This window comes from Jeongeupia wiesaeckerbachi (genome assembly GCF_050916355.1).
GTDB classification, from domain to species: Bacteria; Pseudomonadota; Gammaproteobacteria; order Burkholderiales; family Chitinibacteraceae; genus Jeongeupia; species Jeongeupia wiesaeckerbachi.
The window spans coordinates 1,701,928-1,726,756 of sequence record NZ_CP136946.1 but is presented as its reverse complement, the minus strand read 5'-3'; the positions used below and the strand labels follow the sequence as shown (position 1 = coordinate 1,726,756).

Below are 24,829 nucleotides of genomic sequence, written 5' to 3'. Positions count from 1 at the left end.
GGACCTCTCCGTATAGCCGCACGACAACAAATGCGCCATGCTGAAAAAGCGTAATCCCCACATGGCTTGTGCTGAATCAAGAGAATGAGGTCGACGTGAATCATCCCGAACTCCATCTACCTGCCTTGCCGGCAGGTCGGCACTACCGTTTCCACACCATGGTCAAGCCCGGTGGTGCCCGCTGCAATATCGATTGCGAGTACTGCTTTTATCTGCACAAGACCGAGCTGCTGCAGCAGGAAGAACACGCGCGGATCAGCGACACGCTGCTTGAACAGCACATCCGCCAGTACATCGAGGCGCAGACCGGCGACGAGGTGGTGTTTTCCTGGCAGGGCGGCGAGCCGACCATGCTGGGTCTACCCTTTTTCGAGCGCGTCGTCGCGCTGCAGCGGCAGTACGCCAAACCCGGCCAGCGCATCGAAAACGATCTGCAAACCAACGGCGTCGCGCTGAACGACAAATGGATCGCCTTCCTCAAGGAAAACGGCTTTCACGTCGGGCTGTCGATCGACGGCCCGCGCGCCTACCACGACCGTTACCGCAAGACGCACACCGGCACATCGACCTTCGATATGGTGATGCGTGCCGCCACGCTGCTGCGCAATGGCGGCGTGCCGTTTGCCGCGCTCTGCGTCGTCAATCGCCACAATGCGCTGGCCGGACGCGAGGTCTACCGCTTTCTGGTCGACGAGGTCGGCACGTGGCGGGTGCAATTCACGCCGGCGGTCGAGCCGCGCAGCTTCAAGCAGCAGGCGCCAAGCACGATCGCAGCATCGCTGTTGCCGCGCCAGGACAGCCCGCAGACCAAGCCCGGCCACCCGCTGTCGATCGTCACCGACTGGTCGGTCGATCCGGACGAATACGGGCAGTTTCTCTGTGACGTCTGGGACGAATGGCTGGCGACCGATTTCGGCCGCGTCCACGTCAATCTGTTCGAAACCGCCGTGGCGCAATCAGCCGGCATGCCGGCGCAAACCTGTACGCAGGCGCAGTTCTGCGGCAAGGCCGTGGCGCTGGAGCACACCGGCGACGTGTACAGCTGCGACCATTTCGTCTATCCGCAATACAAGCTGGGCAATATCGCCGACACCCATCTGGGCGATCTGGCTTTCAGCAAGCCACAACTGCAATTCGGTCAGGCCAAGCACGAAACGCTGCCCGACCAGTGCCGCCGTTGCGAATACCTCAAGCTGTGCTGGGGCGAATGCCCGAAAAACCGCTTGCTGAAAACCAAGGACGGGCAACCCGGCTTGAACTACCTGTGTTCAGGTTTGTACCGCTTTTACAAGCATATTGATTCGGACATGGTGCATATCCTGCGTCATCTCGGTGTCATCAAATAAGTTTTAACAACTGGAGCGATACCGATGAAGAAAACCGTCCTGGCCGGCCTGATGGCCACAGTCTTGGCCAGCCCGCTGTACGCGGCCGACAAGCCCAATATTGTCATGATCATGGTCGACGATATGGCGCCGATGGACGTCTCGGCCTATCACCGTGGCCTGGGTGCGGTCGATACGCCGAACATCGACCGGCTGGCCCAGGAAGGCATGATGGTCTCCGATTACTATGCCCAGCCGAGTTCGACCGCCGGCCGCGCGGCCTTCATCACCGGCCAGTATCCGATCCGCACCGGCCTGACCTCGGTCGGCCAGCCCGGCAGCAAGGTCGGCCTGCAGGACGGCGACGTCACGCTGGCGCAATTGCTGAAGGACGAAGGCTATGCCACCGCGCAGTTCGGCAAGCACCACCTCGGCGATCGCAACGAATTCCTGCCGACCGTGCACGGTTTCGACGAGTTCTACGGCTTCCTCTATCACCTGAACATGATGGAAATGCCCGAGCAGGCGGAATTCCCGAAGAATCCGAACTTCCCGGGCCGGCCGCGCAACATCATTCACTCGGTCGCAACCAGCAGCGATGACGCCACGGTCGACCCGCGCTGGGGCCGCGTCGGCAAGCAGAAGATCGAGGACAAGGGCCCGCTGACGTCGGTGCACATGCAGACCTTCGACGACGAAGTCACCGACATGTCGATCGACTGGATCAAGAAACAGAAAGCGGCGAACAAGCCTTTCTTCCTGTGGTACGCACCGTCGCGGATGCACCAGCAAATCCACGTCGGCAAGCCTTGGCTGGGCAAGAGCGGCCACAGCGCTTATGCCGATGCCGTGCTGCAGCTCGATTCGCTGGTCGGCAAGGTGCTGAAGACCCTCGACGATCAGGGCCTCGCCAAGAACACCATCGTGATGTTCACCTCGGACAACGGCGTCAACCTGTCGCACTGGCCCGAGGCCGGCACGGCGTCGTTCCGCGGCGAAAAGGGCCTGACCTGGGACGGCGGCTTCCGCGTGCCGATGCTGGTCCGCTGGCCGGATCACATCAAGGCCAATACCTGGACCGGCGAATTCATGACCAGCGAAGACTGGGTGCCGACGCTGATGGCCGCGACCGGCGAGCCCAACGTCAAGGACGAGCTGCTCAAGGGCATGAAGGTCGGCGGCAAAACGTTCAAGAACCATCTGGACGGCTATAACCAGCTCGACATGCTGACCAAGGACGGCGGCAAGTCCAAGCGCCGCGAGTTCTTCTTCTTCGCCGAAACCCAGCTCAACGCCGTGCGCGTCGATCAGTGGAAAATCCACGTCGCGACCAAGGACACCTGGCTGGGCGATTCGAAGAAGATTCCGGGCGGCCTCGTCATCGACATCAAGCTCGACCCGTACGAGCGCACGCCGGAAACGCCGGGGCACTTTGCCTGGATGAAGGAAAAGAGCTGGATCCTGCCGGTCATCGCCGGGCCGCTGCAGGAATTTGCCAAGAGCATGCAGGAGTTCCCGCCAGATCAGAAGGGCACCGGGATTGGCGCCGCAGCGATCATGAATTCGCTCAAGGGCAAGCCGACCGACGACTGAATCGTCGATTCATCCGGTCCGAAACCGACCAAGGAGGGGGATTCCCCTCCTTTCCTTCATTTTCCCTGAGGAAACGCCATGTCTATCCGAACCATGCGCCGCGCACTGATCGTCGCCGGCATTGCCGCCATCGGCGCGCTGAGCCCGCTGGTCCACGCCGAAACGGATGATGCGCTGCTGACCATGCCGACGTCGCAGGAAAACATCGTCGCCGGTCTGGGTACCGATGCCTATGTGAACGGCGTCAACGCCTATGTCTGGGGCTATCCGCTGGTGCGGATGGAGCGCATTGCGCGCGAATACACCGACGTGTCCGGCGCCCAGTCGGCGACCAGCTACCGCGCGCCGCTGAACCAGATCGGCTGGGCACGCGAACTGGCAACCCCGGCGGCCAAGGACATGCCGACCGCCAACAACGACACCATGTATATGAGCGCGATCGTCAAGCTCGACGAGCCTTATGTGCTGCACGTGCCCGACACCAAGGATCGCTACTACGTCGTCGACGTGTTCAATATGTGGCAGGAACTCGAGCACTATGTCGGCCGCCGTACCACCGGGACCAAGGCCGGCGACTTCGCGCTGGTGCCGCCGGGCTGGAAAGGCAAGCTGCCCAAGGGGGTCAAGCGCCTCGACGTCACGACCAGCAAGGTCTGGCTGTGGGGCCGGCTGCGCGTCAATGACGGCGAGCAAACGGGCCCGCTGCTCAAGCTGCAGCAACAGTTCACGCTGCGTCCGCTCTCGCAGATGAACAACAAGAATTACAAGGCGCCGGCCGCCAAGCTGCCGCCGCTACCGGCAACGGGCGACGACGGCCTGGGCTTTTACCGCCAGCTCGCCGCCGCGGTGAAGGACAATCCGCCACCGGCGCGCGATGCGGCGCTGTTCGCCCAGCTCGCCCGCATCGGCCTCTCCGCCAAGGGCTTTGACCCGGCCAAGCTGGCGCCGCCGCAGACGGCCGGCCTCAAGCGTGCGCTGGAAGACGGCCCCAAGGTCGCGGTGTCGGCGCTGGCGACGTCGGCGGTCCAGCGCAACGGCTGGGCCTGGGCGACCGGCCTCGATGCCTTCGGCACCGACTACCCGCTGCGCGCACTGGTCTCCGGCCCCTACCTCGGCGGTCAGGGCGAGAAAGAGGCGATGTACCCGCTCCGCTCGGCCGATGCAAACGGCCAGCAGCTCGTCGGCAGCAAGAACTACGTGATCCGCTTCAAGAAAGCACCGCCGGTCAATGCCTTCTGGTCGCTGACGGTCTACAACGCCGCCGACAAGATGCTGGTCGACAATCCGATCCGCCGCTACAAGCTCGGCACCGATACGCAGGGGCTGAAGCTCAACGCCGACGGCTCGTTCGACGTGCCGCTGTCGGCAACCCAGCCGACCGGGCCGTTCGCCGCCAACTGGCTGCCGACGCCCAAGGGGCCGTACTACATGATCCTGCGCCTGTACCAGCCGAAGGAAGAAGCGCTGTCCGGTGCCTACGCCTTGCCGCAGGTCGACGAAGTCAAGTAATCCGGCATGCCGGCCGCGAGGCCGGCCCATGCCGACGCAATATCAAGGAATCGCCCCATGAAAAAACTCTGCGCCCTGGCCTCGCTGGGATTGGTGTCCGCACCGGCCTTCGCCGGCGGTCTGTATCTGTACGAAACCGGCGGCGAAGACGTCGGCCTTGCCAATGCCGGCATGGCCGCGCGCGCGCAGGATGCCACCACCGTGGTCAGCAACCCGGCCGGCATGACCCGGCTCGACGGCGACCAGCTGAGCACCGGCATCCAGGTGCTGTCGGGCAATGCCGATTACCAGCTGAGCGATAGCGCGGCCGTCAGCGGCGACAGCCCGGGCAACGTCGTCCAGCCCTTCCCGTCGGCCAGCCTCTACTACAGCCACAGCGTCGATGACCGGCTCAAGGTCGGCTTCGGCTTCTATGGCAACTATGGTCTGGCGCTGCACTACGGCGACTGGGCCGCGGCGTCGCTGGTCAAGGACGTGACGCTGACGGCGCTGACCTTCCAGCCCGCCGTGGCGTACAAGCTCAACGAGCAGTGGTCGCTCGGTGCCGGTCTCGGCATCAACTACGGTTATTTCTCGCTGAACCGCGATACGCAGAATGGCGAGCAGAAAGAAAAGGATTACGACTGGGCCGCCAATGCCCGCGTCGGCCTGATGTTCGAACCGACGCAGACGACCCGCTTCGGCCTGACCTACGCCAGTGCGGTCGAATACAACTTCGACGTCAAACCCGACGCGACGTTGAGCTACACCTTCCACCCGCTGCCGGTCGGCCCGGGCGTCACGGTGACCAAGGACGTGATGCTGCCGATTTCCGGCTACGTGAACACGCCGCAGCAGGTGATGGCCAGCGCGTATCACGCGCTGAATCCACGCTGGGCAATCATGGGCAATCTGGGCTGGCAGGACTGGTCGAAGTACAGCGACAGCACCGTCGCGCTGCGCGGCAACGAGATCGCTGGCGACGAAAAGCTGCAGGACACCTGGCACGCAGCGATCGGTGCGCAATATCAGCTCTCGGAAAAACTCCGCCTCAACAGCGGCGTGGCCTACGACACCAGCTTCTACAAGAGCCAGAGCAATGCCTCGCTGACGATGCCGTCGGGCGCGGCCTGGCGCTGGGGCGTCGGCGCCCAGTACCAGCTCGATCAGCAGTCGAGCCTGGGCGTGTCGTTCGAATACCTGCGCATGCAGGGCAGCACCGTGCAAAGCCCGACGGTAGGCGGCGATTTCGACGCCAACCACCTGTATTTCATTGCCGCCAACTACAGCCGCAAACTCTAACCCGGGGGACACAATGAAACGCACGATCATCAGCACAGCACTGCTCGGCCTTGCGCTGGCGCACGCGCCGGCCTTGGCCGCAAGCGCGGCCCAGCCGACGGTCTCGGCAAGCGCGGCGCAGCCGGCGGCCTCCGGCCCCGTGAAGAACACCGTGATGACCGAGGGCTACGCCCGCGCCGTGGCGCAAATGGCCTATGTCTGGGCTTGGCCGCTCGTCAACGTGCAATCGCGCCGGCTGATGTACAGCCAGGTGCCGATCAAGGGCCTGCTCGGCCCGACGCCGGTGGCGCCGGTGAACGAGCTGGCGATGCTCACCGACTATATCGATCCGAACATCCGCATCGTCGCCCACCCGAACCAGGACGTCGTCTACGGGTTCGGCGCGCTGGCGCTCGACAAGGAACCGGTGGTGATCCAGGTGCCGGACTTCGGCAAGCGCTTCTGGATGTATGAGCTCGCCGACCAACGCACCGACAGCTTTGCCAAGGTCGCCAAGATCTACGGCACCAAGCCGGGCTTCTACCTGATCGTCGGCCCGGACTGGAAGGGCCAGAAGCCCAAGGGCGTGCGGGCGGTACTTCGCTCGCCGACCAATACCGGCGTGGTGATTCCGCGTGTGTTCATGGAAGACAACGATGCCGACCGCAAGGCGATCCAGCCGGTGCTGAACCAGATCGCCATGTATCCGCTGTCGAAATACACCGGCAAGCTGCAGACCGTCGACTGGCACGCGCTGCCCAAGCTGCCGGTGCCTGCCGCGCCGGCCGGTGGCGAATCGACCAGCGAAACCAAGTGGGTGACGCCGGAGAAATTCTTTGCCCAGCTCAAGCAGGTGCTGGCCGAAGTGCCACCGTTGCCGGGTGAAGCTGCGCTGTACCAGCAGTTCAACGCCCTGCTCGCCGCCGCCGACCGCGATCCGAAAATCGCCGAAGTGCTGAAGCAGACGGCGATCGACAGCGAAAAGAGCATCGTCGATCCGATGTTCTTCCTCAACCATGTCGGCGTCGCGATCAACAACCACTGGACCCGGCCGTTCAATAACGCCGCTTTCGGTACCGATTACCTGACCCGGCTGGCCGTAGCCAAGTCGAACATCTTCACCAACCAGTTCAAGGAAACGACCTATCTGTACCAGTACATGGACAAGGACGGTCAACGCCTGAACGGCCAGAAGCGCTACACGCTGACCTTCGCCAAGGGCCAGACGCCGCCGGTGACCGGGTTCTGGTCGTTGACGATGTACAACAAGGAACACTTCTTCACGCCGAACGACATCAAGCGTTATTCGACCGGCACCAAGAACAAGGATCTGAAGTACAACGCCGACGGCTCGCTGACCATCGTGATCCAGCACGACCGGCCGGCCGACGCGCAGATCAGCAACTGGCTGCCAGCGCCGGAAGGCGATTTCGCCATGACGATCCGCGCCTACGGGCCGAAGGACCAACTGGTCAGCGGCCAGTGGGCACCGCCGGCGGTCATCCCGCAGCAGTAAGCGCTTAGCACCGCCATCACGCCGGCCGTCCCGAGGACCGCCGGCGTTTTTCATGCCAGTAACCGCCAGCGCACGAACGCGCCGCAGGCAGATGCCCGCAACCGGCGGCGTCCGCCGGGCAATAAAAAACCCGCCATCGCACATGGCGATCGCGGGTTCCGCTGATCCGGAATACGACATCCCGGCCGGCGGCTTACCAGCTGTAGCGGAGCCCCGCCTGACCGTAGACGTTCTTGTACGCGTCGCCGTCCAGATTGTGGCTGTACTTGACGTTGACGTAGAGCGAGCTGTCCTTGCCCAGCGCCGCCGTCGCGCCGACACCGACCTCGTACCACGTGCGCGACAGGCTCGGGTCGAAATCGGTACCGCCGACATCCACCGAACCCGGGTCGACGAAGTCGTGCAGCACGTTGGCGGTGAATTGCGGCTTCAGCCTGCCGGTTTCGTCGGTCTTGTTCAGGTCGGCGCGGAACATGCGCACGCCCACGCGGCCGCGCAATGCGTTCTGCGCATCGCTCGACACCGACGATACGCCGTCGTTGAAGTCGTCCAGCGACAGGTGCTGGTACATCAGCTGCGCCTGCGGCTCGATCGCCAGACCGTTGGACGCCACGACAAAGGCCTTGCCAATTTCACCCGACAGCGCAATGCCATAGCCGTCCTGACTCGCGTTGACGCCGGTGCTGTCGCTGTAATCGTTGCTGTAGTGCGTCAGCTGGGCCACGCCGTCCAGATACAGGCCGTCGGCGAAATAGCGCGTCAAATAACCGCCGATGCTCTGCGCCTGGGTATCGCCCGAACCGGTGCTGGTCGACAGCGTCGGGTTGATCGCACGCATCGGGTCGCTGAAATCGTTGTCCATCGTCCCCAGTGTCAGCATCGCGCCGGCATGGACGCTACCACCGTCGGCGGTATTCGCCACGGTCCAGTCCTTGCCGAACTGGGCAAAGAAGCTGCGCGATTCACCGCTGAAGCGTCCGGCATCGGCATCCGTTTTCTGTCCGCCCAGACGCGCCCAGACGCCGTCGTTGGCCGACAGCCGCTGACCGTTTTCGAACGCGCCAATGTCGCCGACACGCTCGTTCAGGTTGCCCAGCGTCGAGAAACCGTAGTCGAGGTTGAACATCGGCGCCATCACATAGCCCGGTACCGCCGGACGGTAAGCCGGCGGCGCACCGGTCGACGTACCGCCGCTGCCTTCGAGATCGGAGCGCAGGTACCAGTCTTCCGGCGAGGTCGCACCGCCCTGATACAGCAGGTATTGGTAGGCGCCGGCCTGCACCGGCTGGTTGAGGTAGAAGCTGCCGCTCGGGGCGCTGCCCTGCTCGTCGACCAGCAAGATGCCGTCGCCTTCCGTTTGCGCGCCGCTGCCACCCTGGTTGTTCACGGTGATGCCGTACTGGCCGCTGACGTCGCCGGTCACTACGATCTGGTCGGACTGGCTGTTGGCGCCGCCTTCGTTGAGCACGGCGTTCATATCGAAATTGCCGCCGCTGCCACCAAGCGAACCCACCGTCAGCGTTTCGAATCCGCCGGTCGACGGCGACGACTGGAAAGCGACCGTGCCGCCGTTCAGGTTCAGCGCCAGCAGATCCGAATCCGCGGTGACGTTCCAGCGGCTGCTGTTGTCGAGCGTGAACGTCCCGCCGTTGCTCGCCGCGCCGGTCAGCGTCGAGCCGTGGCTCAGGTTCATGTCGACGACGCTGCCCGAATCGGCGATCACGTCGCCATTCATCCGGACATTGCCATCGGCGTTGATCGTCACCTGGCTGTTGCCGTTGTCTTCGCTGCTGCTCGCATGCACCAGCACGCCGTTGCCGCCGCTGACGCTGCTGCCATTGCTCAGATCGACGGTGGCGCTCGCGCCGATCGCGTCGATCGCGTCCGATTGCGCCGTCGTCAGCGAGGTATTGTCGAGCGACACGTGCTGGGTCGAGCCGTGGATGCTTTCCAGCCGGATGCCGGCCGAATTCTGCCCCGTCGTCGAGACCGTGCTGTTGCTCAGGCTGACATCGCCACCCTGGTTGTAGATCGCCGCGGCGTTGTCGCCGCTGGTGCTCGCCTTGACGTTGCTACCGACGATACTGCTGCTCGTCGAAACATGCAGGGCGGCCGAACCCTGGCCGCTGGTTTCGACGGAGACCTGGTTGGCGGTCAGCGTCGATCCGGAGCCGAGCGAATCAATCCCGTTGGCGCTGTTGCCCGAGGTTTTCACGCTGGTATTGCTCAGGCTCACCGTCGCGCCCGATTGCGCTTGCACGCCGGCGGCGCCGTTACCGGTGGTACTGACGCTTGAATCGGTCAGCGTGATCTGCGCATCAGTCCCCACCGCCACCACGCCGAATGCCTGATAGCCGCTGGTCGCTATGCTGCTGTCGCTTAGATTGATACTGCCATCAATGGCATTCGCGCCGACTGAGCCGTCTTCCGACGTTGTGACGCTGACGTTGCTGCCGTTTACCGTGCCGCCCGTCTTGGCCACAATGCCGCGCGCTGAAAGCTCCGAAGTGCTGATCTGCGTGCCGTCGAGCGATACCGTGCCGCCGTTCTGAGCAACAACGGCGTCCGCCAGCGCCCCCGACGTCGAGACCTGCCCGCCGCTGAGCGAGACACTGCCGCCGTTGGCATTCACGCCAAAGCCAAGGCTGCCGCTGGTGCTGATGTCGACTTGGGTACCGGTCAGCGTCGCGCCATTGCCCTGAGCGACCACGCCGGACTCACCGTCGCCGCTCACCGTGACCGTATCCCCCGGATTCATCACCACCGGGGCGCCCGGTGTCGCGGTCACCGACGCGGTGTAATTGCTGGCCGCGGCCGTACCGACACACAGACAGTGGATTGCGGCGACGAGCGCCTTCTTTCGCCAAAGGGCGTGCTTCATAAATTGCTCCACGAGGTATTTCTGATTGATTTTTTTGGGTGCTCCGGACAGATCGCGCAGCATGGCAACGCAATCGGCGAAGGCACCGCCGGCGGCTTCCTTTACATCGGCTCGCAGCCAGCCTGATCGGGCGACAGCGCTGCATCCACCTTGCGGTAGCGCGGCCTTATTGGTTGCACTTATACACATATTGTTTATGACAACCAATTGAGGGGCAAGCCAAAAATTTCCGGTTTTCTCTTTTATAATCAATCACCAAGCCTGTGGATATCCGCGCTTGCGCGATACGGATTTTGCCGTTATTTGCGCAAGGCCTGCTTCATCCAGCTGACGAACTGCCGGGTCCGGTGCGGCAACAGGCCGGCATGCGGGTAGACCAGACTGACCGGCTGCGACGGCAACTGGTAGGTCGCGAGAATGGGTAGCAAGCGCCCGGCGGCGATGTGATCGGCGATCTGGTAGCAAAGAAACTGACCGATGCCGAGCCCGGCCACGCAGGCGTCGACGGCGGGCAGGCCATGGTTGCATTCGAGGTTGCCCGATATCGCCACCTGCAGCGGCTTGCCGTTCTCCTGAAACAGCCACGTCGCGCGGCCGTTGCCGGTAAAGCGAATGCAGTTGGCCTCGGCCAGCTCGCGCGGATGCCGTGGCGCCGGGTGCCTCGCCAGATAATCCGGGCTGGCGGCCACCACGCGGCGAATCTCGCCGACCTGCTGCGCGATCAGGCTGGAGTCGTCGAGCGTGCCAATGCGAATGCCGACGTCGACGCCTTCCTCGAGCAGGTTGACGACGCGATCGAGCAAGATCAGCCGGCACTGCACCTTGGGATACGCCTGCAGAAAACGCGTCACCGCCGGCGCGACATACATCTGCCCGTAAAGCACCGATGCGGTAATGACGAGCCGGCCGCTGGGTTCGTCGTGCCGGTCGGACAGCCGCTGCTCGGCCTCGTCGACCGCGCCGAGAATGTGCCGGCAGCTGTCCAGATAGGCGCGGCCTTCGTCGGTCAACGACAGCCGCCGCGTAGTCCGGTTCAGCAGCCGGACACCGAGCGTTTCTTCCAGCGCCGCCAGCGTGCGCACCACTACCGGTAGCGACGACGCGAGCGCGCGGGCTGCGCGGGTCAGGCTGCCGTGCTCGACGATGGCGACAAAGGTCTGCATCGCACGCAATTTATCCATGACATTTCCCGAAAGCCGGATGGTCAACACGACATCATTAATCCGTATTTTGGAGTAGTCAAATTGGATATTCGACATTTATCCAGCTATAGATTCTATCCAGAATGGATATACCGCCCACCCACCGAGGTCATCACCATGAACGCTCCGCACCCCGTCAAACCGATCCGCCTCTACCGCCACCCGCTGTCCGGCCACAGCCATCGCGCCGAACTCTTCCTCGGCCTGCTCGGCCTGCCGCACGAACTGGTCGACATCGACCTGAGGACCGGCGCGCAAAAAAGCGCCGACTTCCTCAAGCTCAACCGCTTCGGCCAGGTGCCGGTCATCGACGACAACGGCACGGTGCTGGCCGATTCGAACGCCATCCTCGTTTATCTGGCGCAGCGCTACGGCGAAGGCCGCTGGTTGCCAGCCGATCCGCTCGGCGCCGCGCAAGTGCAGCGCTGGCTGTCGGTCGCCGCCGGCCCGCTCGCCACCGGCCCGGCCTCGGCGCGGCTGGTCAACCTGTTCGGCGCCAAACTCGATCTGCCGGCGCTGATCACCCGCAGCCACGCGCTGCTCGCGGTGATCGAAGCCGAACTGGCAACGCGCGGCTATCTGGCCGGAGAAAAAGCGACGATCGCCGATCTGGCTTGCTATAGCTATATCGCCCGCGCGCCGGAAGGCGATGTCTCGCTGGCCGACTACCCGAACATCCGCAGCTGGCTCGCCCGGATCGAGGCCCTGCCGGGCTTTGTCCCGATGATTGAAAGCCCGGTCGGCCTCGCCGCGGCAACAACATAACCCTGTCTGGAGACGATGATGGCACTGCCCGGCTGGCCGCACGAAGCTTCCCCTTTTCACGCTGGCGAACAGGAAGTGCAACGCCGCGTCGGCGTGCGCGACAAGGTCGAATCGATCGGCCGCCTGGTCGTGCGCGACTACATGCCGGAGCAGCACCGCGATTTTTTCGCCCAGCTGCCCTTCGTCGTCGTTGGCGCGGTCGACGCGACCGGCCAGCCGTGGGCAACCCTGCTGGCCGGCGAGCCGGGCTTTGCCGCCTCGCCCGATTCGCGCACCTTGCGGCTGGCCGCCAGCCCGGTCGCCGATGATCCGCTCACGCACGCCCTGCAGCCGGGCGCGGCGATCGGCCTGCTCGGCATCGAGCTGCATACGCGGCGACGCAACCGGCTGAACGGGCTGGTCGCCGCGCTTGATGACGCCGGCCTGCGGATCACGGTGACGCAGAGCTTCGGCAATTGCCCGCAATACATCCAGAAGCGCGAGTATCGCCGCGTCGAACCCGACGCGGTGCTGCCATCGCCCGAATCGCTTGCCGTGCTCGATGCGGCGGCGATCGCCAGCATTGCCGCGGCCGATACCTTTTTCATCGCCACGCATTTCGCCGAAGCCGGTAACGATACCGGCCGCGACGGCGCCGACGTCTCGCACCGCGGCGGCAAGGCGGGCTTTGTCCGTGTCGACGACGAAGCGACGCTGACGTGGCCCGACTTCATCGGCAACTTTCACTTCAACACGCTCGGCAATCTGCAGGTCAACCCGCGCGCCGGGCTGGTCTTCCCCGATTTCGCCAGCGGCGATCTGCTCTATATCGCCGGACGCGGCGAGATCATCTGGGACGGCGACGAGCTGCACGCCTTCGCCGGCGCCGAGCGGCTGGTGCGCTTTCGCGTCGAGGGGGTGCTGCGGCTGCGCAGGCGGCTGCCGCTGCGCTGGGCGCTGCAAGAAGTCTCGCCCATCCTCGCCGGCACCGGTGACTGGCAGGCTGTCGACAACGCGGTGGCGCTGGCCGAACTGGCCAAGCGCTACCGGCCGCTGCGCGTGGTGCGCAAGCAGAGCGAGAGCGAAACGATCACGTCTTTCTACCTGCAGCCCGCCGACGGACTCGGTGTGGTCCCCTACCAGCCGGGCCAGTTCCTGCCGATCCGCGTCAACGTTCCCGGCGAGGGCGTGCTGACGCGGACGTACACGCTATCGCAAGCGGCCGATGGTGATGCCTACCGGATTTCGGTCAAGCGCGAAGGACGGGTCTCCAAGTATTTGCACGACGTGCTGCAGGTTGGCGACCTGATCGAGGCCCAGGCGCCGCGCGGCGGCTTTACCCTCGACGCCGCCAGCGCCCGGCCCGTGGTGTTGCTGAGCGGCGGCGTCGGCATCACGCCGATGCTGGCAATGCTCGATGCGCTCGCGCCGGCGACCGGCATGCGCTTCCGGCCGCGGCCGGTGTGGTTCATCCACGCGGCGCGCAATGGCCGCGAGCACGCCTTCGCATCGCAGCTGCGCGAACGCGTCGCGCAGCACGCAACGCTGCGACTGCACGTCCGCTACTCGCAAGCGGACGAGGCCGATCGCCCGGGCCTCGATTACGACAGTACCGGCCGGATCGACGCCGACCTGTTGCGCAGCCTGCTGCCGCTCGACGATTACGATGTCTACCTCTGCGGGCCGGACGCCTTCATGCGCCAGAGCTACTGGGCACTGCGCGGCCTCGGTGTCGCGCGCTCGCGCATCCACTATGAATTCTTCGCCCAGGGCGAACCGCTGGAATCTGACGCCAGTACCACCGTTGCCGCCCCCGAGACGCCGCAACCGGTCCGGTTTGCCGACAGCGGCGTCAACACCGAGTGGCAGCCCGGCGTCACCTTGCTCGACACCGCCGAGGCCAGCGGCCTCAGCCCGGCATACAGCTGCCGCGGCGGCCTGTGCGGCAGCTGCAGCACCAAGCTGGTATCGGGCACGGTGTGCTACCCGAAGCCGCCAAGCCACCCGCCGCGCGACGGTGAAGCGCTGATCTGCTGTGCGATGCCGACCAGCCCGGTCGTATTGGCGCTGTGAGTAATCAACATCCCAACTGCTTACTAATCCCCACCGCTCGGCTGCACTTTCCGATATCTTGTAAGAAATATCATCCCCTGGTCATACAAGCAGACTAGAATTGCAGCCATGAACTTCAAACTTCCCGACGGCATCAAGGATGGCGACCATCCGTCGCTGTTGTTCGCTACTTCACCTGCCACGGTCAGCACCGAAGACCGTGCTGCGCAAGCCGCCCAGGCGCGCCATATGGCGCTGGTCAGATTGAAAAGTGCGGTGAAGTTGCGGATTGTGGCCAAGGCTCGCGAACTCGGCGATACCCCCGAGCACCTGCTGAGCGAGCTGGCCCAGATGCACCGGCAACAGTCCGGCCACGCCTGAGCCCCAGCGCCGATTACTCGCAGTTGATCATCCAGCTGATGCCGAAGCGATCGGTCAGCATGCCGAAGCCCCTCGCCCAGAACGTCTTCTGATACGGCATCTGCACATTGCCGCCCGCGGCCAGCGCCTCGAACATCTGGCGGCCCTTTTCAAGATCCTCGGTCGCAATCGACAGCGTACAGCCACTCATCACCGTTGGTGGCGAGCCCGGCATCCCGTCCGACCCCATCAGTTGTGAGTCGCCGACGGTAAAATCACAGTGCATCACCTTGTTTTGCCACACTTCGTCCATGTCTTCACAGCCTGATCCCGGTGGCGCGTCCTTGTGGCGCATCAACATGCCGACCTGTGCGCCGATCGCCTGCTTATAAAAGGCCAGCGCTTCTTCACAACGACCATTGAACGACAAATATGCTTGCACTAGCATGGAATGCTCCTCGTGAGTCTGCCGCGGCGCGGCACACGTGGCGTTCTAGCCCGCAGGCCGGACGGGAGCAAGGCAAAAACGGGGAACGGCCGGGCCGAAGGCGGCCGGCTCAGTCTTCGGCCGACGGGGCCTCGGACGTCTGGCCATCGCGCAGCCGGTCGCCGGCCTGCCGCAGCGTTTGCAGCTGACGGCGAAAATTGCGGCAACCGGAGCACATCGGCAAGTGGGCGTGCACCACCAGCCACTCCTGCGGCGCCAGCGGGCGATCGAGTGCATCGGACAGCAACTTCGAGACGGTCTTACAGTTGGCCATGGTCATCCTCCGCCGAGAAGCCTTTTTCCGACAAGCAGGTGCGCAGCCTCAAGCGGGCGCGGTAAAGCAGCACGCTGCAATGGTTGGCGGTCACGGCGTACTCATCGCAGATTTCATTCATTTCCAGGCCAAGAAACTCGCGCGCCATGAACACGCGGCCGTATTGTTCGGGCAAATGCTCGAGACAGGCTTCGAACAGGCGCCAGAACTGGCGCTGCGCCAGCAGCGTCTGCGGATCGGGCCAGGCCTGCGGCTTGTTGGGTTTATCCCAATGACCACTCGCGTTGAACAGCAGGGCATCGAGTTGCTCGTCGTCGTCGCGGTCCCCTCCCAGATCGGCGAGGTGCACGAGCCGTTGTCGCTGCCGCACCGCGTCGATGATCTTGTGCCGCAAAATGCCGAAAACCCAGGTCTTGTGTTCGGACTGGCCGGCAAAGCCGTCGGCCTGCAGCCAGGCCGCCGTCATGGCCTCCTGCACCGCGTCCTCGGCCGCGGCCTCGTCGCGCAATTGCAAGCGCGCAAAGCGGAACAGGTCGCGCCGCAACCCGGCCAGATAAGCGTCGTCGTGAATCCGGTCCTGCGTGCTGCTTGAATTCAAATGCGTGTCCTAGTCAGCGGGCGGCTTCCCGAGGCAAACCGCCCGAACGACGATGCGCTTCGCCTCACCCCCAGGTTTTGCCCAGTGCAGCCAACCCGGCCTGCTGCAGATCCGCCGGCGTCATCAGGATGCGGAATTTACAGCAGGCGTCAAAGTTGAGAAAAAACGGCTCGGCCAGCGACGGCACGGCCGACGCGGTGGAGACGTCCACGACGAACACGCCGCCGCGCTTGCCGTCCTGCTCGGTGAAGTAAGCGGCCTCGGGCTTGATCGTTTCTAGAATACGGCCAATCACCTCGCCCACCTTGCCGCTTCTGACCAGAGAATTGAAGGGCTCGAGTGGAAATTCGACTGTGAGCAACATTTTCATCTAAATGAACTCCTCGAAGGCGCGGCATGAATGGCGTTGCCGCATACGCCTACCCGCAGCGCCGCTGCCAGAACCGGTCAATCGACCAGGCGCCGCAACCATGGATCACCAGATAGGCGAGCAGCACGCCCCAAAGCACGTGATCCTTGATCTCGATGGCCTCAAGCCCCGGGTAGGAAAGCACCGCGACGGCGTTGAGGATGAACAGGCCGGCTGCCGCAAAGCGGCCGAACAGACCGAGTACCAGCAACACCGGCAGTACCAGCTCGCCGGCGGTTGCCAGCGGTGCCGCAATCGCCGGCGCCAGAATGGGAACGTGGTATTCCTCGGTAAACAGCAGCAGCGTCGTGTCCCAGTCGCGGATCTTGGTCAGCCCGGACAGGAAGAACGCTTTGGCAACGTAGAGCCGCGCGGCCAGCGCCAGTAGCGGCGCCAGTTTCGCGACCTGCAATTCGCCCCAACAGTAAATGCGGCCCAGCTTGGCCAGCCCATTCATCATGCGTCCTCCTTGATATTGCGGATCAGGCCATGGCCGAACAGCCACGCCAGCAAAGGATCCGGATCGCCTTGCGCGGCGGCCAGCGCCTCGCCCACCGCCACACCGGCCAGCAAGGCTTTCAACCAACCGGCATCTTGCCGATCGACCGGACGCCAGCCGTCGCGCCAGACCAGTACCGCCTGCCCGCCGGCATTGAGGTCGGCCGGCGCGCCGCCCTCGTGCATCGCGGCGATGGCGGCGATCGGCCAGCGCATCGAGACGACCAGCGCCAGCGCCGGATCGAAGCCCAGCACGCAGCGCGCAAAACCGTCGGCATCCAGCGCCGCCAGCCGCGCCGGATCCAGTGGCGCCGAGTCGGGCGCATACCACGCACGGTGACGCGCCCAGTCGAGCCGCGCGACATCGGCCATATAAGGCAGATTCGCCGCCGGTGCGAAGCCGTCGAGAAACACCGCCAGCGTCGCACCATCGTCGTGCAGGTTCGCCGACGCCGCCGGTTCGGCGATGACATAGGCGCGCGCCATGGCGCGAAACCAGTCGACCCCGACCAGCGCCGCCACGGTCGGGAACGCGTTCTCCAGCGCATCGATCCGGTTCAGCCGGACGTTGCTGCGATACAGCGCCAGATTGGCGCGCGTTGCCGCGACGAGGCAGCCCGGTGCAAGCGCGTCGTCGGCCAGTCCGGCGGCGAATTCGGCCAGCGTGTCGGCATAGCTCAGCATGCGACCACCTCGGCCACCGTCCCTACCCGCGCCGTCAAGCGCCGGTACTCGTCGAGCAGTTCGGCCAGTGGCGGCAGATGTGTATCGCGTTCGAGCAGCACCGGCAGCGGCCCGAAGCGCGCCAGCGCGGCGTCGAGCAAGGCCCACACCGGCGCGCTGACCGGGGCGCCATGGGTGTCGATCGCCACGCCGTCGCGGATTTCGAAGCCCGCGACATGGATTTCGCCGACGCTATCAACCGGCAGGCTGGCGATTTCGGCCAGCGGATCAACCCCCAGATTGAGCGCGTTGACATACAGATTGTTGACGTCGAGCAGCACGCCGCAGCCGGTCCGCGCAACCAGCGCGGCCAGCAGCTCGGCCTCGCCATAGGTCTCTCCGTCGAAGGCGACGTAACGCGAGACGTTTTCGATCAGGATGCGCCGGCCCAGCGCGGTCTGTACCGCGTCGACGCGATCGGCCAGCAGCGCCAGCGCGCCGTCGATGCGCGGCACCGGCAGCAGATCATTGAAGAAACGCCCCGGCACCCGGTTCCAGCACAGGTGCTCCGAGACCATCGCAGGCTCGATGCGTGCGACCAGCGCCTTCAGCTGCGCCAGATGCACCAGATCAAGCGGCTCGGCGCTGCCCAGCCCAAGGCCGACGCCATGCAGGCTGACCGGGTAGGCGGCGCGCACCGCTTCGAGTTGTGCAATCGGCTGGCCGCCGCCGAAATAGTTTTCGCTGTGTACTTCCCACCAGGCGACGTCGGGACGCTGTGCCAGCACGTCGGCGACATGCGGCGATCTCAGCCCGAGCCCTGCTCCGGGCGGCAAAACGGCATGGGTTAATGTATTCATCGTCATCGTCCAGCGGGCCGGTCAAACTGCCCCGGCCCTGCGGTGGGGCTTGGCGCGGCTAACAAAACCCGGTGAAACGATGCTGGCAAGGCGCACGAAACGCAGACGGTGCAAACGAGTACGACACGTCAGCGCCACGCAGCCAGCAGGGTTTTGTCAGCGACGCTTACATGGCTTTCATCGAGCCGCCCATCTTCGCGCAGGTGCCAGCCGGAACGAACTTCCACTCGCCCGAATCCATGTCCTTGCTGGCCTGACCGGCGCACGAGTGGCCGTTGGCCTTGCAATCGTTCTGGCCGGCCTTGGCCACGCCATAACACTTCTCCTTGTCGGCGGCGAAACTCGGTGCCGACAGCGTTGCCCCGAGTACGGCGGCCAGTGCCGAAGCAAGCAGCAGTTGTTTCTTTTCCATGGTCATTCTCCAGAAGATTGAAAGGGAGCCGCAGTTGCGTCTCTCATCCTCAGAGTCGGACAACGTTCGTGGATATGACAGCGCCGGAGAAAAAAATCAGTCCCTCATCCTGCCAAGCGGCGAAAACGGTCTACAACCGTAAGAAAACAGTGATATCGGTCTGCTTGGTCGTGACGACGCAAGAAGGCCACAGCGGCAGCTGTACCGGCGCTTCCAGCACGCGGATACGGCTACAATGACAGACCAAACCTGCAAGTTTTCCCATGGCCAACTCCGACCTGCTTGCCCGCAGCCTTGCTGCAGTCTGGCATCCCTGCACCCAGATGAAACGCCACGAGGCGCTGCCGCTGATTCCGATTACCCGCGGTGAAGGCGCGTGGCTGGTCGACGCCGACGGCCGGCGCTATCTCGATACGGTATCGAGCTGGTGGGTCAACCTGTTCGGCCATGGCGAACCGCGGATCAAGGCCGCGATCAAGTCGCAGCTCGACGAACTCGAACACGTGATGCTCGCCGGTTTCACCCACGAGCCGGTGGTGCGGCTGTCCGAACGCCTCGGTGCGCTCACCGGGCTGGGTCATGCCTTCTACGGCTCCGACGGTGCATCGGCGGTCGAAATCGCCCTGAAGATGGCGGCACACTATTGGCGCAATGTCGGTCATCCGGCCAAGCACCGCTTTGTCTATCTCGAGGGCAGCTATCACGGTGAAACCGCCGGTGCGCTCGCCGTCACCGACGTGCCGGTGTTCCGCGACGCGTATGCGCCGCTGATCGGTCAGCATTTCATCGCACCGAGCCCCGATCCACGCCGCGCGCTGCCCGGTGAATCCGCCGACGATGTCATCGACCGCGCCGCCGGCCGGCTCGAACACCTGCTGGCGCTGCATCATGGCGAAATCGCCGCACTGATCATCGAACCGCTGGTCCAGGGCGCCGCCGGCATGGCGATGTATTCGCCACGCTACCTGCAACTGGCCCGTGCGGCCTGCGATCGTCATCACGTCCTGCTGATCGCCGACGAAATCGCCGTCGGCTTCGGCCGCAGCGGCGCGATGTTCGCCAGCCAGGGCGCCGGTGTCCAGCCGGACCTGATGTGCCTGTCGAAAGGCATTACCGGCGGCTTCCTGCCGCTGGCGTGCGTGCTGTGCAGCGACGCGGTCTATCAGGCCTTCTATCACGACGATGTGTCGCGCGGCTTCCTGCACTCGCACTCGTACACCGGCAATCCGCTGGCCTGCGCCGCCGCGAATGCCGTGCTCGACATTTTCGAGACCGACGACGTCATCACGATCAACCACGCCAAGGCCGAGCGCTGGGATGCGCTGTTCGATCCACTGCGCGCACATCCGAATGTCGTGCATTTCCGCCGGACCGGCATGATCTGGGCCTTCGATGTCCGCGATGCCGGTGCCGGTTTTGCCCAGCGCTACTTCGCCGCCGCGCTCGACCAGCGCTTGCTGGTCCGGCCGATCGGCAATACCGTCTACTTCATGCCGCCGTACGTGATGAGCGACGACGAAGCCCGCCTGCTTGCCGATGGCGCGCTCGCAGCGCTCGACGCCGCACTGGCGACCGATGACCATACCCAGGACTTGCCGCTGGCCTGATGATGCTAACGCTCGCCCTTCCCGATTTCGACCCCCGCCTCGACGGCATCGTCGAGCGCGATCCCGCCAAGCTGCGCGACTGGCTGATCCGCTTGCCGATGTCGCAGGTCCTCGACGCCGGCCGCCAGGTCCTCGACGCGCTCGCCAGTTGCAACCGCGTCCGCATCGCGCCGGACGAACGCTTTGCGCTGCTCGAACAATACTGCACGGCCATCGACCTGCTCGCCGGCGGCCTCGAAAGCCTGTACCGCGTGCCGGGGCTGCCGATGGGCGAACGCGCCCGCCAGGCCGCACAACTGATGCGTGCGCTGTGGCAGGAGCTGGCCATCGGCTACAAGCGCACGCTGATCGACCGGCTGGAAAAGCGCAGCCTGTTCGGCAATCAGCGCCTGGCCGCGCAGGTCATCCAGCGCACCATGCAGACGCACTACCAGCAACTGCGACTGGCCAGCCGGACCTATATGGCGATGCCGGCAGGATTCTGGCGCGAAACCCACCGGCTGTTCCGCCACGCCGGCGAGCACAAGCTGCTCGAGGAAGGCAAGGACGACAACCAGCCGACCAGCAATCTGTACTACAAGCGCATGCTGCTGCTGGCGCTGGCCGATCCGTCGCGCTATGCGCAGGACGAACTCGACAAGGTGATCGAACTCGTCGACAGCTACGCGCCACTGATCCGCTTCCAGTCGCCGTCCAAACTCGGCGCCGCGGCCGGTTTTTTCCTGGTCCGGCTCGATCAGGACGGCCCGCCGCGCTATGTCGGCGCCCGCAACACCGACGGCATCGACGGCGCAGCACTGCTGGTCGACACGATCGAACTCGGCAAGAAACTGTTCCGCGCGCTGCACGCACTCGAAGCCAAGGCGCCCCTGGCACACGACCGCGCCAAGGTGCTGATGTGGATGGAAATCCTCCGTCGCGTCAGCCGGCAATGGAGCATCGCCCCGAAGCGGCTGTTCCAGCGCATCCTCGCCGATACGCGCATCGAGCTGTGCCTCGGCCTCGCCGCCACCGTGCACACCACCAGCGCCGGCCAGATCGATACCGGCACCGCGTCACCGAAAATCAGCCAGTGGCGCATCGTCAACGAAAGCCCGGGCGGCTATGCCGTCCGCGGCGACGCGATGCCGGCCGAGCAGGCCCGCGCCGGCGAAATCGTTGCGCTGCGGGCCAGTGCCGACGAACCGTGGATGATTGCCTCGGTCCGCTGGTTGCAGCAACGCGACGACGGCGGCATCGATATGGGCCTGCAAGTGATGAGTGCCCAGCCGACACCGGCAATGGTCCGCGCTGCCGGGCCGCGCGAGAACGTGCCGGCACAACCGGCGCTGCTGATTCCCGAGATCGCCGTGCTCAAGCAGGCCGCGCAACTGGCGGCATCCAAGGGCACGTACGCACCGCTGCGCGAGCTGGCCGTCGACACCGGCAACGGCGTCCTGCGGCTGCGCGCCACCAAACTGGTCGAGCAACAGATGGGTTATGACCTGTTCGAGTACCAGGCGGGGTAAAGCCGTTTGTCGTCTACCAGACTACCGGCTGCCATCGCTCAGTTCTTCGAGCAGTACCGGGCTGCATTCAACCGCTTGGATGGTGAAGCCATCGCGCAGCTGTACGCTGCGCCATCGGGGATCGTTACCGATGAGGGCTATACGCACTGGCCCGATTTCAATGCGGTGAAAAGCAATATGATCGCCCTGTGCACACAGTATCGGGACAGCGGCTATCTCGAAGCCCGTTTCGCGCCGTCCGCCTTCCTCGCCCAGGGACAACATCACGCCGTTGTTGATGTGTGCTGGTCGATCCGTCGCAGCACCGATCTGCCACCTTGGCAATTCAACACCACCTACAATCTGCGCCATACCCGCGAAGGCTGGCGTATCCAGCTTTGCACCGCATACGAAGAAAAACGCCTGAACTAGCCCGACAAGGCCGGCAGCGACGGATATGCGTCAAACATGTCCGCTACGACTGTTCATCATCCTCAGCACGTTTCGCACGCGGATGTGCCTTCAGATAGCCTTCTTTCAGGTGCTCGAAATCGAGGTGGGTATAGATCTGCGTCGTACTGAGGTTGGCGTGGCCGAGGAATTCCTGCACCGCACGCAGATCATGACTGCGCTGCAGCAGGTGACTGGCGACGCTGTGGCGCAGCTTGTGCGGATACAGCCGCTCGCTCAGCCCGAGCTTCAACTGCCAATGACGCAGCCGGTATTCGACCGCGCGTGTCGTCATCGGCGTGCCGCGAACGCTGACGAACAGCGTGGAGACGCCGGCCGACGCATACTGCGGCCGCAGCAGCAGCCAGCGCCGGATCGCTTCGATCGCCGACGCACCGACCGGCACCTCACGGGTCTTGCCGCCCTTGCCGAGCACACGCACGAAGCCGGCGACGAAGTCGATCGCCGCCAGCGGCAGGCTGGCAAGTTCGGCAACGCGCAAGCCGGACGAATACAGCAATTCCAGAATCGCCCGGTCGCGGCAGTCGATCGCATCGTCGTCGCCGATACCGTCAATCAAGGCGTTGACCGTCGGTACATCGAACGCCGCCGGCAGCGGCTTCGGCGCCTTTGGTGCGCGCACCGTCGCGAACGGATTCTGCGTCCAGCCGCGATCGCGCATCATCACCCGGTAGAAACTGCGCCACGCCGACAGCATGCGTGCGACGCTGCGCCCGGACAGTTGCCGGCCGACGAGCATGCGCACGAAGCCGCGCGCGCTCTTGGTATCGACCGACGCCAGATCGGCATCGCCGGCCAGTTCGGCCAGCGCCAGCAGGTCGCGGCGATAGGCCGAACGGGTCTGCGGGCTCGCGGCTTCGGCGGTCAGCACCGTATCGAAGTGCTCGAAGTCGCCGAGGTGGCGCGGCGCTTCAGACCGGGTCGCTGACGGCTGCTTCGGCATCGTCCAGCACCGCGGCCTGCCGCGACAGGGCCGCGGCGACAAGTTCGGCCAGACGGCTCAGGTACAAGGTGCCCATGTCCGGGTAGAAGCGCTCGGCGTCATCGCTGGCGAGCACCATCACGCCAACCGGTCGATCGGCGATACGCAGCGCAAACAGGCCGAACGACGCCAGTTCCGGGCCACGCTCGCCGAACCAGGCCCGGACATCGTCGCTCAGATGCGAACCGCAATACGGCGACACCAGCTGCTCGGCCAGTCGCTGTGCGGCCTCGCCGGCTGGCGCCAGCTCGGGCAGCTCGGCGTCGCCGCTATCGAGCCCCCACAGTCGCACCGCGACATCGGACAGGCCGAACGATTCGGCCAGCGAGGCCCGCAGCGACGCCAGCACCTCGGCAATATTCGCGGCGCGCAGCAGCGACAGCGTCAGCCGGTGCAGCCGCTCGCTGGTGACGTCGTTTTCCTCGCCGAACTGCAGCAGCGCGCCCATGCGCGACTCGAGCTTGCGGGTGCGCTCGCGCAACGTCACCAACTGGCGCTCGGCCAGCGAAACGGCCTGACCGTGATGATGATGGGGCACGTAGATCTGCGCGATCTCGTCGGCAAAATCGTCGAAAAACGCAGGATTGGCCTGCAGCCAGGCTACGATCTCGTGCGGTTGCATCATTGCTCCTCGATATGGAATCGCTGCTTCGGTTTGTCATTGGCGCCTCGCCCGGTCGGCGAGCGTGCCAAAGCAGTTTGTTCACGCCCGAAGCGCAGTGACCGGATGGACATGAGGCCCATGAGGATCGCGCGCATCGGGCAGGGACGAAATGCGGCGGTCTAGCCGCCTGATGGATCGGATTAGAGCGTGATCACGCCGTCGAATACGGTGACGGCCGGGCCGGTCATCAGCACCGGCTGGCCCTCGCCCGCCCAGCTGATGCTCAGATCGCCACCGCGCGTATGCACACGAACGTGCGTATCGAGCAGGCCGCGACGGATGCCGGCAACGACCGCGGCGCAGGCGCCGGTGCCGCAGGCCAGCGTCTCTCCGGCGCCACGCTCGTACACGCGCAGGGCAATTTCGTCGCGCGCCAGCACCTGCATGAAGCCGGCATTGACGCGTTCGGGGAAGCGCGGGTGGTGCTCGATCGCCGCGCCGAGGCGCTCGACGGCGCCGTTGTCGACGTCGTCGACGACCTGCACCGCGTGCGGATTGCCCATCGACACGACGGTGATGCCGACGCTTTCGCCGTTGACGTCGAGCGCATGGATCACCGCATCGGCGTCAGCGACAAAGGGAATCTCGACCGGTACGAGTCGCGGCGCGCCCATGTCGACGGTGACGTCGCCATCGGCCTCGAGCCGCGGGTAGATCACGCCGCGTGCCGTCTCGACGGCAATTTCGGTCTTGTCGGTCAGCCCCTGATCGACGACAAAACGCGCGAAACAGCGTGCGCCGTTACCGCACTGCTCGACCTCGCTGCCGTCGGCGTTGAAGATCCGGTAACGGAAATCGACGCCGGGCTGCGTCGGCGCCTCAACCAGCAACAACTGGTCAAAGCCGACGCCGAAATGGCGGTCGCCAAGGCGCCGCAGCGTGGCCGCGTCAAAGGCGATCTGCTGGCGGACGCCGTCGACGACGACGAAGTCGTTGCCGAGGCCCTGCATCTTGGTAAAGCGGATTAGGCGCATA

The 24,829-nt window shown here is 64.7% G+C and carries 24 protein-coding genes; 11 read left to right on the top strand and 13 right to left on the bottom strand.

The annotated features are described in order from the left end of the window. The first annotated feature begins 95 nt into the window (after positions 1 to 95). From R0382_RS08365 to R0382_RS08345, 5 genes are all read left to right on the top strand, one after another. Entirely contained in the window at positions 96 to 1,346 is a 1,251-nt protein-coding gene (locus R0382_RS08365; RefSeq protein ID WP_432723850.1) for an anaerobic sulfatase maturase, read from the top strand. A gap of 24 nt (positions 1,347 to 1,370) precedes the next feature. Further along, positions 1,371 to 2,918 (top strand): arylsulfatase, encoded by a 1,548-nt coding sequence (locus tag R0382_RS08360; RefSeq protein ID WP_432723848.1) that lies wholly within the window; start codon positions 1,371 to 1,373, stop codon positions 2,916 to 2,918. 78 nt (positions 2,919 to 2,996) lie between these two features. Next, a complete protein-coding gene (locus R0382_RS08355) occupies positions 2,997 to 4,427 on the top strand; it encodes a DUF1254 domain-containing protein (protein ID WP_432723846.1) in 1,431 nt (476 codons plus the stop codon). Positions 4,428 to 4,484: 57 nt separating this feature from the next. Next, positions 4,485 to 5,708, top strand: coding sequence for an OmpP1/FadL family transporter (locus R0382_RS08350; RefSeq protein WP_432723844.1), 1,224 nt, complete (start codon positions 4,485 to 4,487; stop codon positions 5,706 to 5,708). A 13-nt stretch (positions 5,709 to 5,721) separates the two neighbouring features. After that, positions 5,722 to 7,203, top strand: coding sequence for a DUF1254 domain-containing protein (locus tag R0382_RS08345; protein WP_432723842.1), 1,482 nt, complete (start codon positions 5,722 to 5,724; stop codon positions 7,201 to 7,203). 193 nt (positions 7,204 to 7,396) lie between these two features. Here R0382_RS08345 and R0382_RS08340 read toward each other — a convergent pair whose 3' ends face one another. Together R0382_RS08340 and R0382_RS08335 are read right to left on the bottom strand one after the other, a co-directional pair. Beyond that, complete coding sequence (locus R0382_RS08340; protein WP_432723841.1) at positions 7,397 to 10,084, bottom strand: autotransporter outer membrane beta-barrel domain-containing protein; 2,688 nt, start codon at positions 10,082 to 10,084, stop codon at positions 7,397 to 7,399. 299 nt (positions 10,085 to 10,383) lie between these two features. Then, on the bottom strand, positions 10,384 to 11,265 hold the full coding sequence (locus R0382_RS08335) for a LysR family transcriptional regulator (RefSeq protein ID WP_432723839.1): 882 nt from the start codon (positions 11,263 to 11,265) through the stop codon (positions 10,384 to 10,386). Positions 11,266 to 11,403: 138 nt separating this feature from the next. Here R0382_RS08335 and R0382_RS08330 point away from each other — a divergent pair, with 138 nt between their 5' ends. The 3 genes from R0382_RS08330 to R0382_RS08320 all read left to right on the top strand — a co-directional run bounded on the left by R0382_RS08330 (position 11,404) and on the right by R0382_RS08320 (position 14,463). Next, the gene (locus tag R0382_RS08330; RefSeq protein ID WP_432723837.1) at positions 11,404 to 12,051 is read left to right on the top strand and encodes a glutathione S-transferase family protein; all 648 of its coding nucleotides are present in this window, start codon (positions 11,404 to 11,406) and stop codon (positions 12,049 to 12,051) included. A gap of 18 nt (positions 12,052 to 12,069) precedes the next feature. Continuing rightward, complete coding sequence (locus R0382_RS08325) at positions 12,070 to 14,103, top strand: pyridoxamine 5'-phosphate oxidase family protein (protein WP_432723835.1); 2,034 nt, start codon at positions 12,070 to 12,072, stop codon at positions 14,101 to 14,103. 108 nt (positions 14,104 to 14,211) lie between these two features. After that, positions 14,212 to 14,463: a hypothetical protein gene (locus R0382_RS08320; RefSeq protein WP_432723833.1), complete on the top strand. Its 252-nt coding sequence runs from the start codon at positions 14,212 to 14,214 to the stop codon at positions 14,461 to 14,463. 13 nt (positions 14,464 to 14,476) lie between these two features. Here the strand turns inward: R0382_RS08320 and R0382_RS08315 are convergent, their stop codons facing one another. The 8 genes from R0382_RS08315 to R0382_RS08280 form a co-directional block, all read right to left on the bottom strand. Continuing rightward, positions 14,477 to 14,890 (bottom strand): VOC family protein, encoded by a 414-nt coding sequence (locus R0382_RS08315; protein WP_432723831.1) that lies wholly within the window; start codon positions 14,888 to 14,890, stop codon positions 14,477 to 14,479. Positions 14,891 to 14,999: 109 nt separating this feature from the next. Next, the gene (locus tag R0382_RS08310; RefSeq protein ID WP_432723830.1) at positions 15,000 to 15,203 is read right to left on the bottom strand and encodes a zf-HC2 domain-containing protein; all 204 of its coding nucleotides are present in this window, start codon (positions 15,201 to 15,203) and stop codon (positions 15,000 to 15,002) included. Beyond that, a complete protein-coding gene (locus tag R0382_RS08305) occupies positions 15,190 to 15,801 on the bottom strand; it encodes a sigma-70 family RNA polymerase sigma factor (RefSeq protein WP_432723828.1) in 612 nt (203 codons plus the stop codon). Before R0382_RS08305 ends, R0382_RS08310 begins: the two co-directional genes overlap by 14 nt. A 64-nt stretch (positions 15,802 to 15,865) precedes the next feature. Then, positions 15,866 to 16,171, bottom strand: a complete 306-nt coding sequence (locus R0382_RS08300) for a panthothenate synthetase (RefSeq protein ID WP_432723826.1) — start codon at positions 16,169 to 16,171, stop codon at positions 15,866 to 15,868. Between the two features lie 49 nt (positions 16,172 to 16,220). Next, positions 16,221 to 16,670: a DoxX family membrane protein gene (locus R0382_RS08295; RefSeq protein WP_432723825.1), complete on the bottom strand. Its 450-nt coding sequence runs from the start codon at positions 16,668 to 16,670 to the stop codon at positions 16,221 to 16,223. Next, positions 16,667 to 17,392, bottom strand: a complete 726-nt coding sequence (locus R0382_RS08290; RefSeq protein WP_432723823.1) for an HvfC/BufC family peptide modification chaperone — start codon at positions 17,390 to 17,392, stop codon at positions 16,667 to 16,669. Before R0382_RS08290 ends, R0382_RS08295 begins: the two co-directional genes overlap by 4 nt. After that, a complete protein-coding gene (bufB, locus tag R0382_RS08285; protein WP_432723821.1) occupies positions 17,386 to 18,231 on the bottom strand; it encodes an MNIO family bufferin maturase in 846 nt (281 codons plus the stop codon). The genes R0382_RS08290 and bufB overlap by 7 nt, the downstream gene beginning before the upstream one ends. Before the next feature lie 166 nt (positions 18,232 to 18,397). Then, positions 18,398 to 18,643, bottom strand: a complete 246-nt coding sequence (locus tag R0382_RS08280; protein WP_432723819.1) for a BufA1 family periplasmic bufferin-type metallophore — start codon at positions 18,641 to 18,643, stop codon at positions 18,398 to 18,400. 263 nt (positions 18,644 to 18,906) lie between these two features. Here R0382_RS08280 and R0382_RS08275 point away from each other — a divergent pair, with 263 nt between their 5' ends. From R0382_RS08275 to R0382_RS08265, 3 genes are read left to right on the top strand one after another with little or no spacing between them, the layout of a single operon-like run. Then, a complete protein-coding gene (locus R0382_RS08275; RefSeq protein WP_432723817.1) occupies positions 18,907 to 20,250 on the top strand; it encodes an adenosylmethionine--8-amino-7-oxononanoate transaminase in 1,344 nt (447 codons plus the stop codon). After that, positions 20,250 to 21,758, top strand: a complete 1,509-nt coding sequence (locus R0382_RS08270) for a hypothetical protein (RefSeq protein WP_432723815.1) — start codon at positions 20,250 to 20,252, stop codon at positions 21,756 to 21,758. The genes R0382_RS08275 and R0382_RS08270 overlap by 1 nt, the downstream gene beginning before the upstream one ends. 6 nt (positions 21,759 to 21,764) lie before the next feature. Next, positions 21,765 to 22,169 carry a DUF6841 family protein gene (locus R0382_RS08265; RefSeq protein ID WP_432723813.1) on the top strand — a complete coding sequence of 135 codons (405 nt, stop codon included), beginning with the start codon at positions 21,765 to 21,767 and terminating at the stop codon, positions 22,167 to 22,169. Between the two features lie 43 nt (positions 22,170 to 22,212). Here the strand turns inward: R0382_RS08265 and R0382_RS08260 are convergent, their stop codons facing one another. The 3 genes from R0382_RS08260 to dapF all read right to left on the bottom strand — a co-directional run bounded on the left by R0382_RS08260 (position 22,213) and on the right by dapF (position 24,828). Then, positions 22,213 to 23,151: a tyrosine-type recombinase/integrase gene (locus tag R0382_RS08260; RefSeq protein WP_432723811.1), complete on the bottom strand. Its 939-nt coding sequence runs from the start codon at positions 23,149 to 23,151 to the stop codon at positions 22,213 to 22,215. Next, a complete protein-coding gene (locus tag R0382_RS08255; protein ID WP_432723810.1) occupies positions 23,120 to 23,812 on the bottom strand; it encodes a DUF484 family protein in 693 nt (230 codons plus the stop codon). The genes R0382_RS08260 and R0382_RS08255 overlap by 32 nt, the downstream gene beginning before the upstream one ends. 182 nt (positions 23,813 to 23,994) lie before the next feature. Continuing rightward, positions 23,995 to 24,828 carry a diaminopimelate epimerase gene (gene dapF, locus R0382_RS08250; RefSeq protein WP_432723808.1) on the bottom strand — a complete coding sequence of 278 codons (834 nt, stop codon included), beginning with the start codon at positions 24,826 to 24,828 and terminating at the stop codon, positions 23,995 to 23,997. Position 24,829: the final 1 nt, after the last annotated feature.

Excerpts from the sequence above, each read along its gene's own strand:
- R0382_RS08360 (WP_432723848.1), top strand. The coding sequence starts at position 1,371 with ATGAAGAAAACCGTCCTGGCCGGCCTGATGGCCACAGTCTTGGCCAGC.
- R0382_RS08355 (WP_432723846.1), top strand. The coding sequence starts at position 2,997 with ATGTCTATCCGAACCATGCGCCGCGCACTGATCGTCGCCGGCATTGCC.
- R0382_RS08350 (WP_432723844.1), top strand. The coding sequence starts at position 4,485 with ATGAAAAAACTCTGCGCCCTGGCCTCGCTGGGATTGGTGTCCGCACCG.
- R0382_RS08345 (WP_432723842.1), top strand. The coding sequence starts at position 5,722 with ATGAAACGCACGATCATCAGCACAGCACTGCTCGGCCTTGCGCTGGCG.
- R0382_RS08340 (WP_432723841.1), bottom strand. The coding sequence starts at position 10,084 with ATGAAGCACGCCCTTTGGCGAAAGAAGGCGCTCGTCGCCGCAATCCAC.
- R0382_RS08335 (WP_432723839.1), bottom strand. The coding sequence starts at position 11,265 with ATGGATAAATTGCGTGCGATGCAGACCTTTGTCGCCATCGTCGAGCAC.
- R0382_RS08330 (WP_432723837.1), top strand. The coding sequence starts at position 11,404 with ATGAACGCTCCGCACCCCGTCAAACCGATCCGCCTCTACCGCCACCCG.
- R0382_RS08325 (WP_432723835.1), top strand. The coding sequence starts at position 12,070 with ATGGCACTGCCCGGCTGGCCGCACGAAGCTTCCCCTTTTCACGCTGGC.
- R0382_RS08320 (WP_432723833.1), top strand. The coding sequence starts at position 14,212 with ATGAACTTCAAACTTCCCGACGGCATCAAGGATGGCGACCATCCGTCG.
- R0382_RS08315 (WP_432723831.1), bottom strand. The coding sequence starts at position 14,890 with ATGCTAGTGCAAGCATATTTGTCGTTCAATGGTCGTTGTGAAGAAGCG.
- R0382_RS08310 (WP_432723830.1), bottom strand. The coding sequence starts at position 15,203 with ATGGCCAACTGTAAGACCGTCTCGAAGTTGCTGTCCGATGCACTCGAT.
- R0382_RS08300 (WP_432723826.1), bottom strand. The coding sequence starts at position 16,171 with ATGAAAATGTTGCTCACAGTCGAATTTCCACTCGAGCCCTTCAATTCT.
- R0382_RS08295 (WP_432723825.1), bottom strand. The coding sequence starts at position 16,670 with ATGATGAATGGGCTGGCCAAGCTGGGCCGCATTTACTGTTGGGGCGAA.
- R0382_RS08290 (WP_432723823.1), bottom strand. The coding sequence starts at position 17,392 with ATGCTGAGCTATGCCGACACGCTGGCCGAATTCGCCGCCGGACTGGCC.
- bufB (WP_432723821.1), bottom strand. The coding sequence starts at position 18,231 with ATGAATACATTAACCCATGCCGTTTTGCCGCCCGGAGCAGGGCTCGGG.
- R0382_RS08280 (WP_432723819.1), bottom strand. The coding sequence starts at position 18,643 with ATGGAAAAGAAACAACTGCTGCTTGCTTCGGCACTGGCCGCCGTACTC.
- R0382_RS08275 (WP_432723817.1), top strand. The coding sequence starts at position 18,907 with ATGGCCAACTCCGACCTGCTTGCCCGCAGCCTTGCTGCAGTCTGGCAT.
- R0382_RS08270 (WP_432723815.1), top strand. The coding sequence starts at position 20,250 with ATGATGCTAACGCTCGCCCTTCCCGATTTCGACCCCCGCCTCGACGGC.
- R0382_RS08260 (WP_432723811.1), bottom strand. The coding sequence starts at position 23,151 with ATGCCGAAGCAGCCGTCAGCGACCCGGTCTGAAGCGCCGCGCCACCTC.
- R0382_RS08255 (WP_432723810.1), bottom strand. The coding sequence starts at position 23,812 with ATGCAACCGCACGAGATCGTAGCCTGGCTGCAGGCCAATCCTGCGTTT.
- dapF (WP_432723808.1), bottom strand. The coding sequence starts at position 24,828 with ATGCGCCTAATCCGCTTTACCAAGATGCAGGGCCTCGGCAACGACTTC.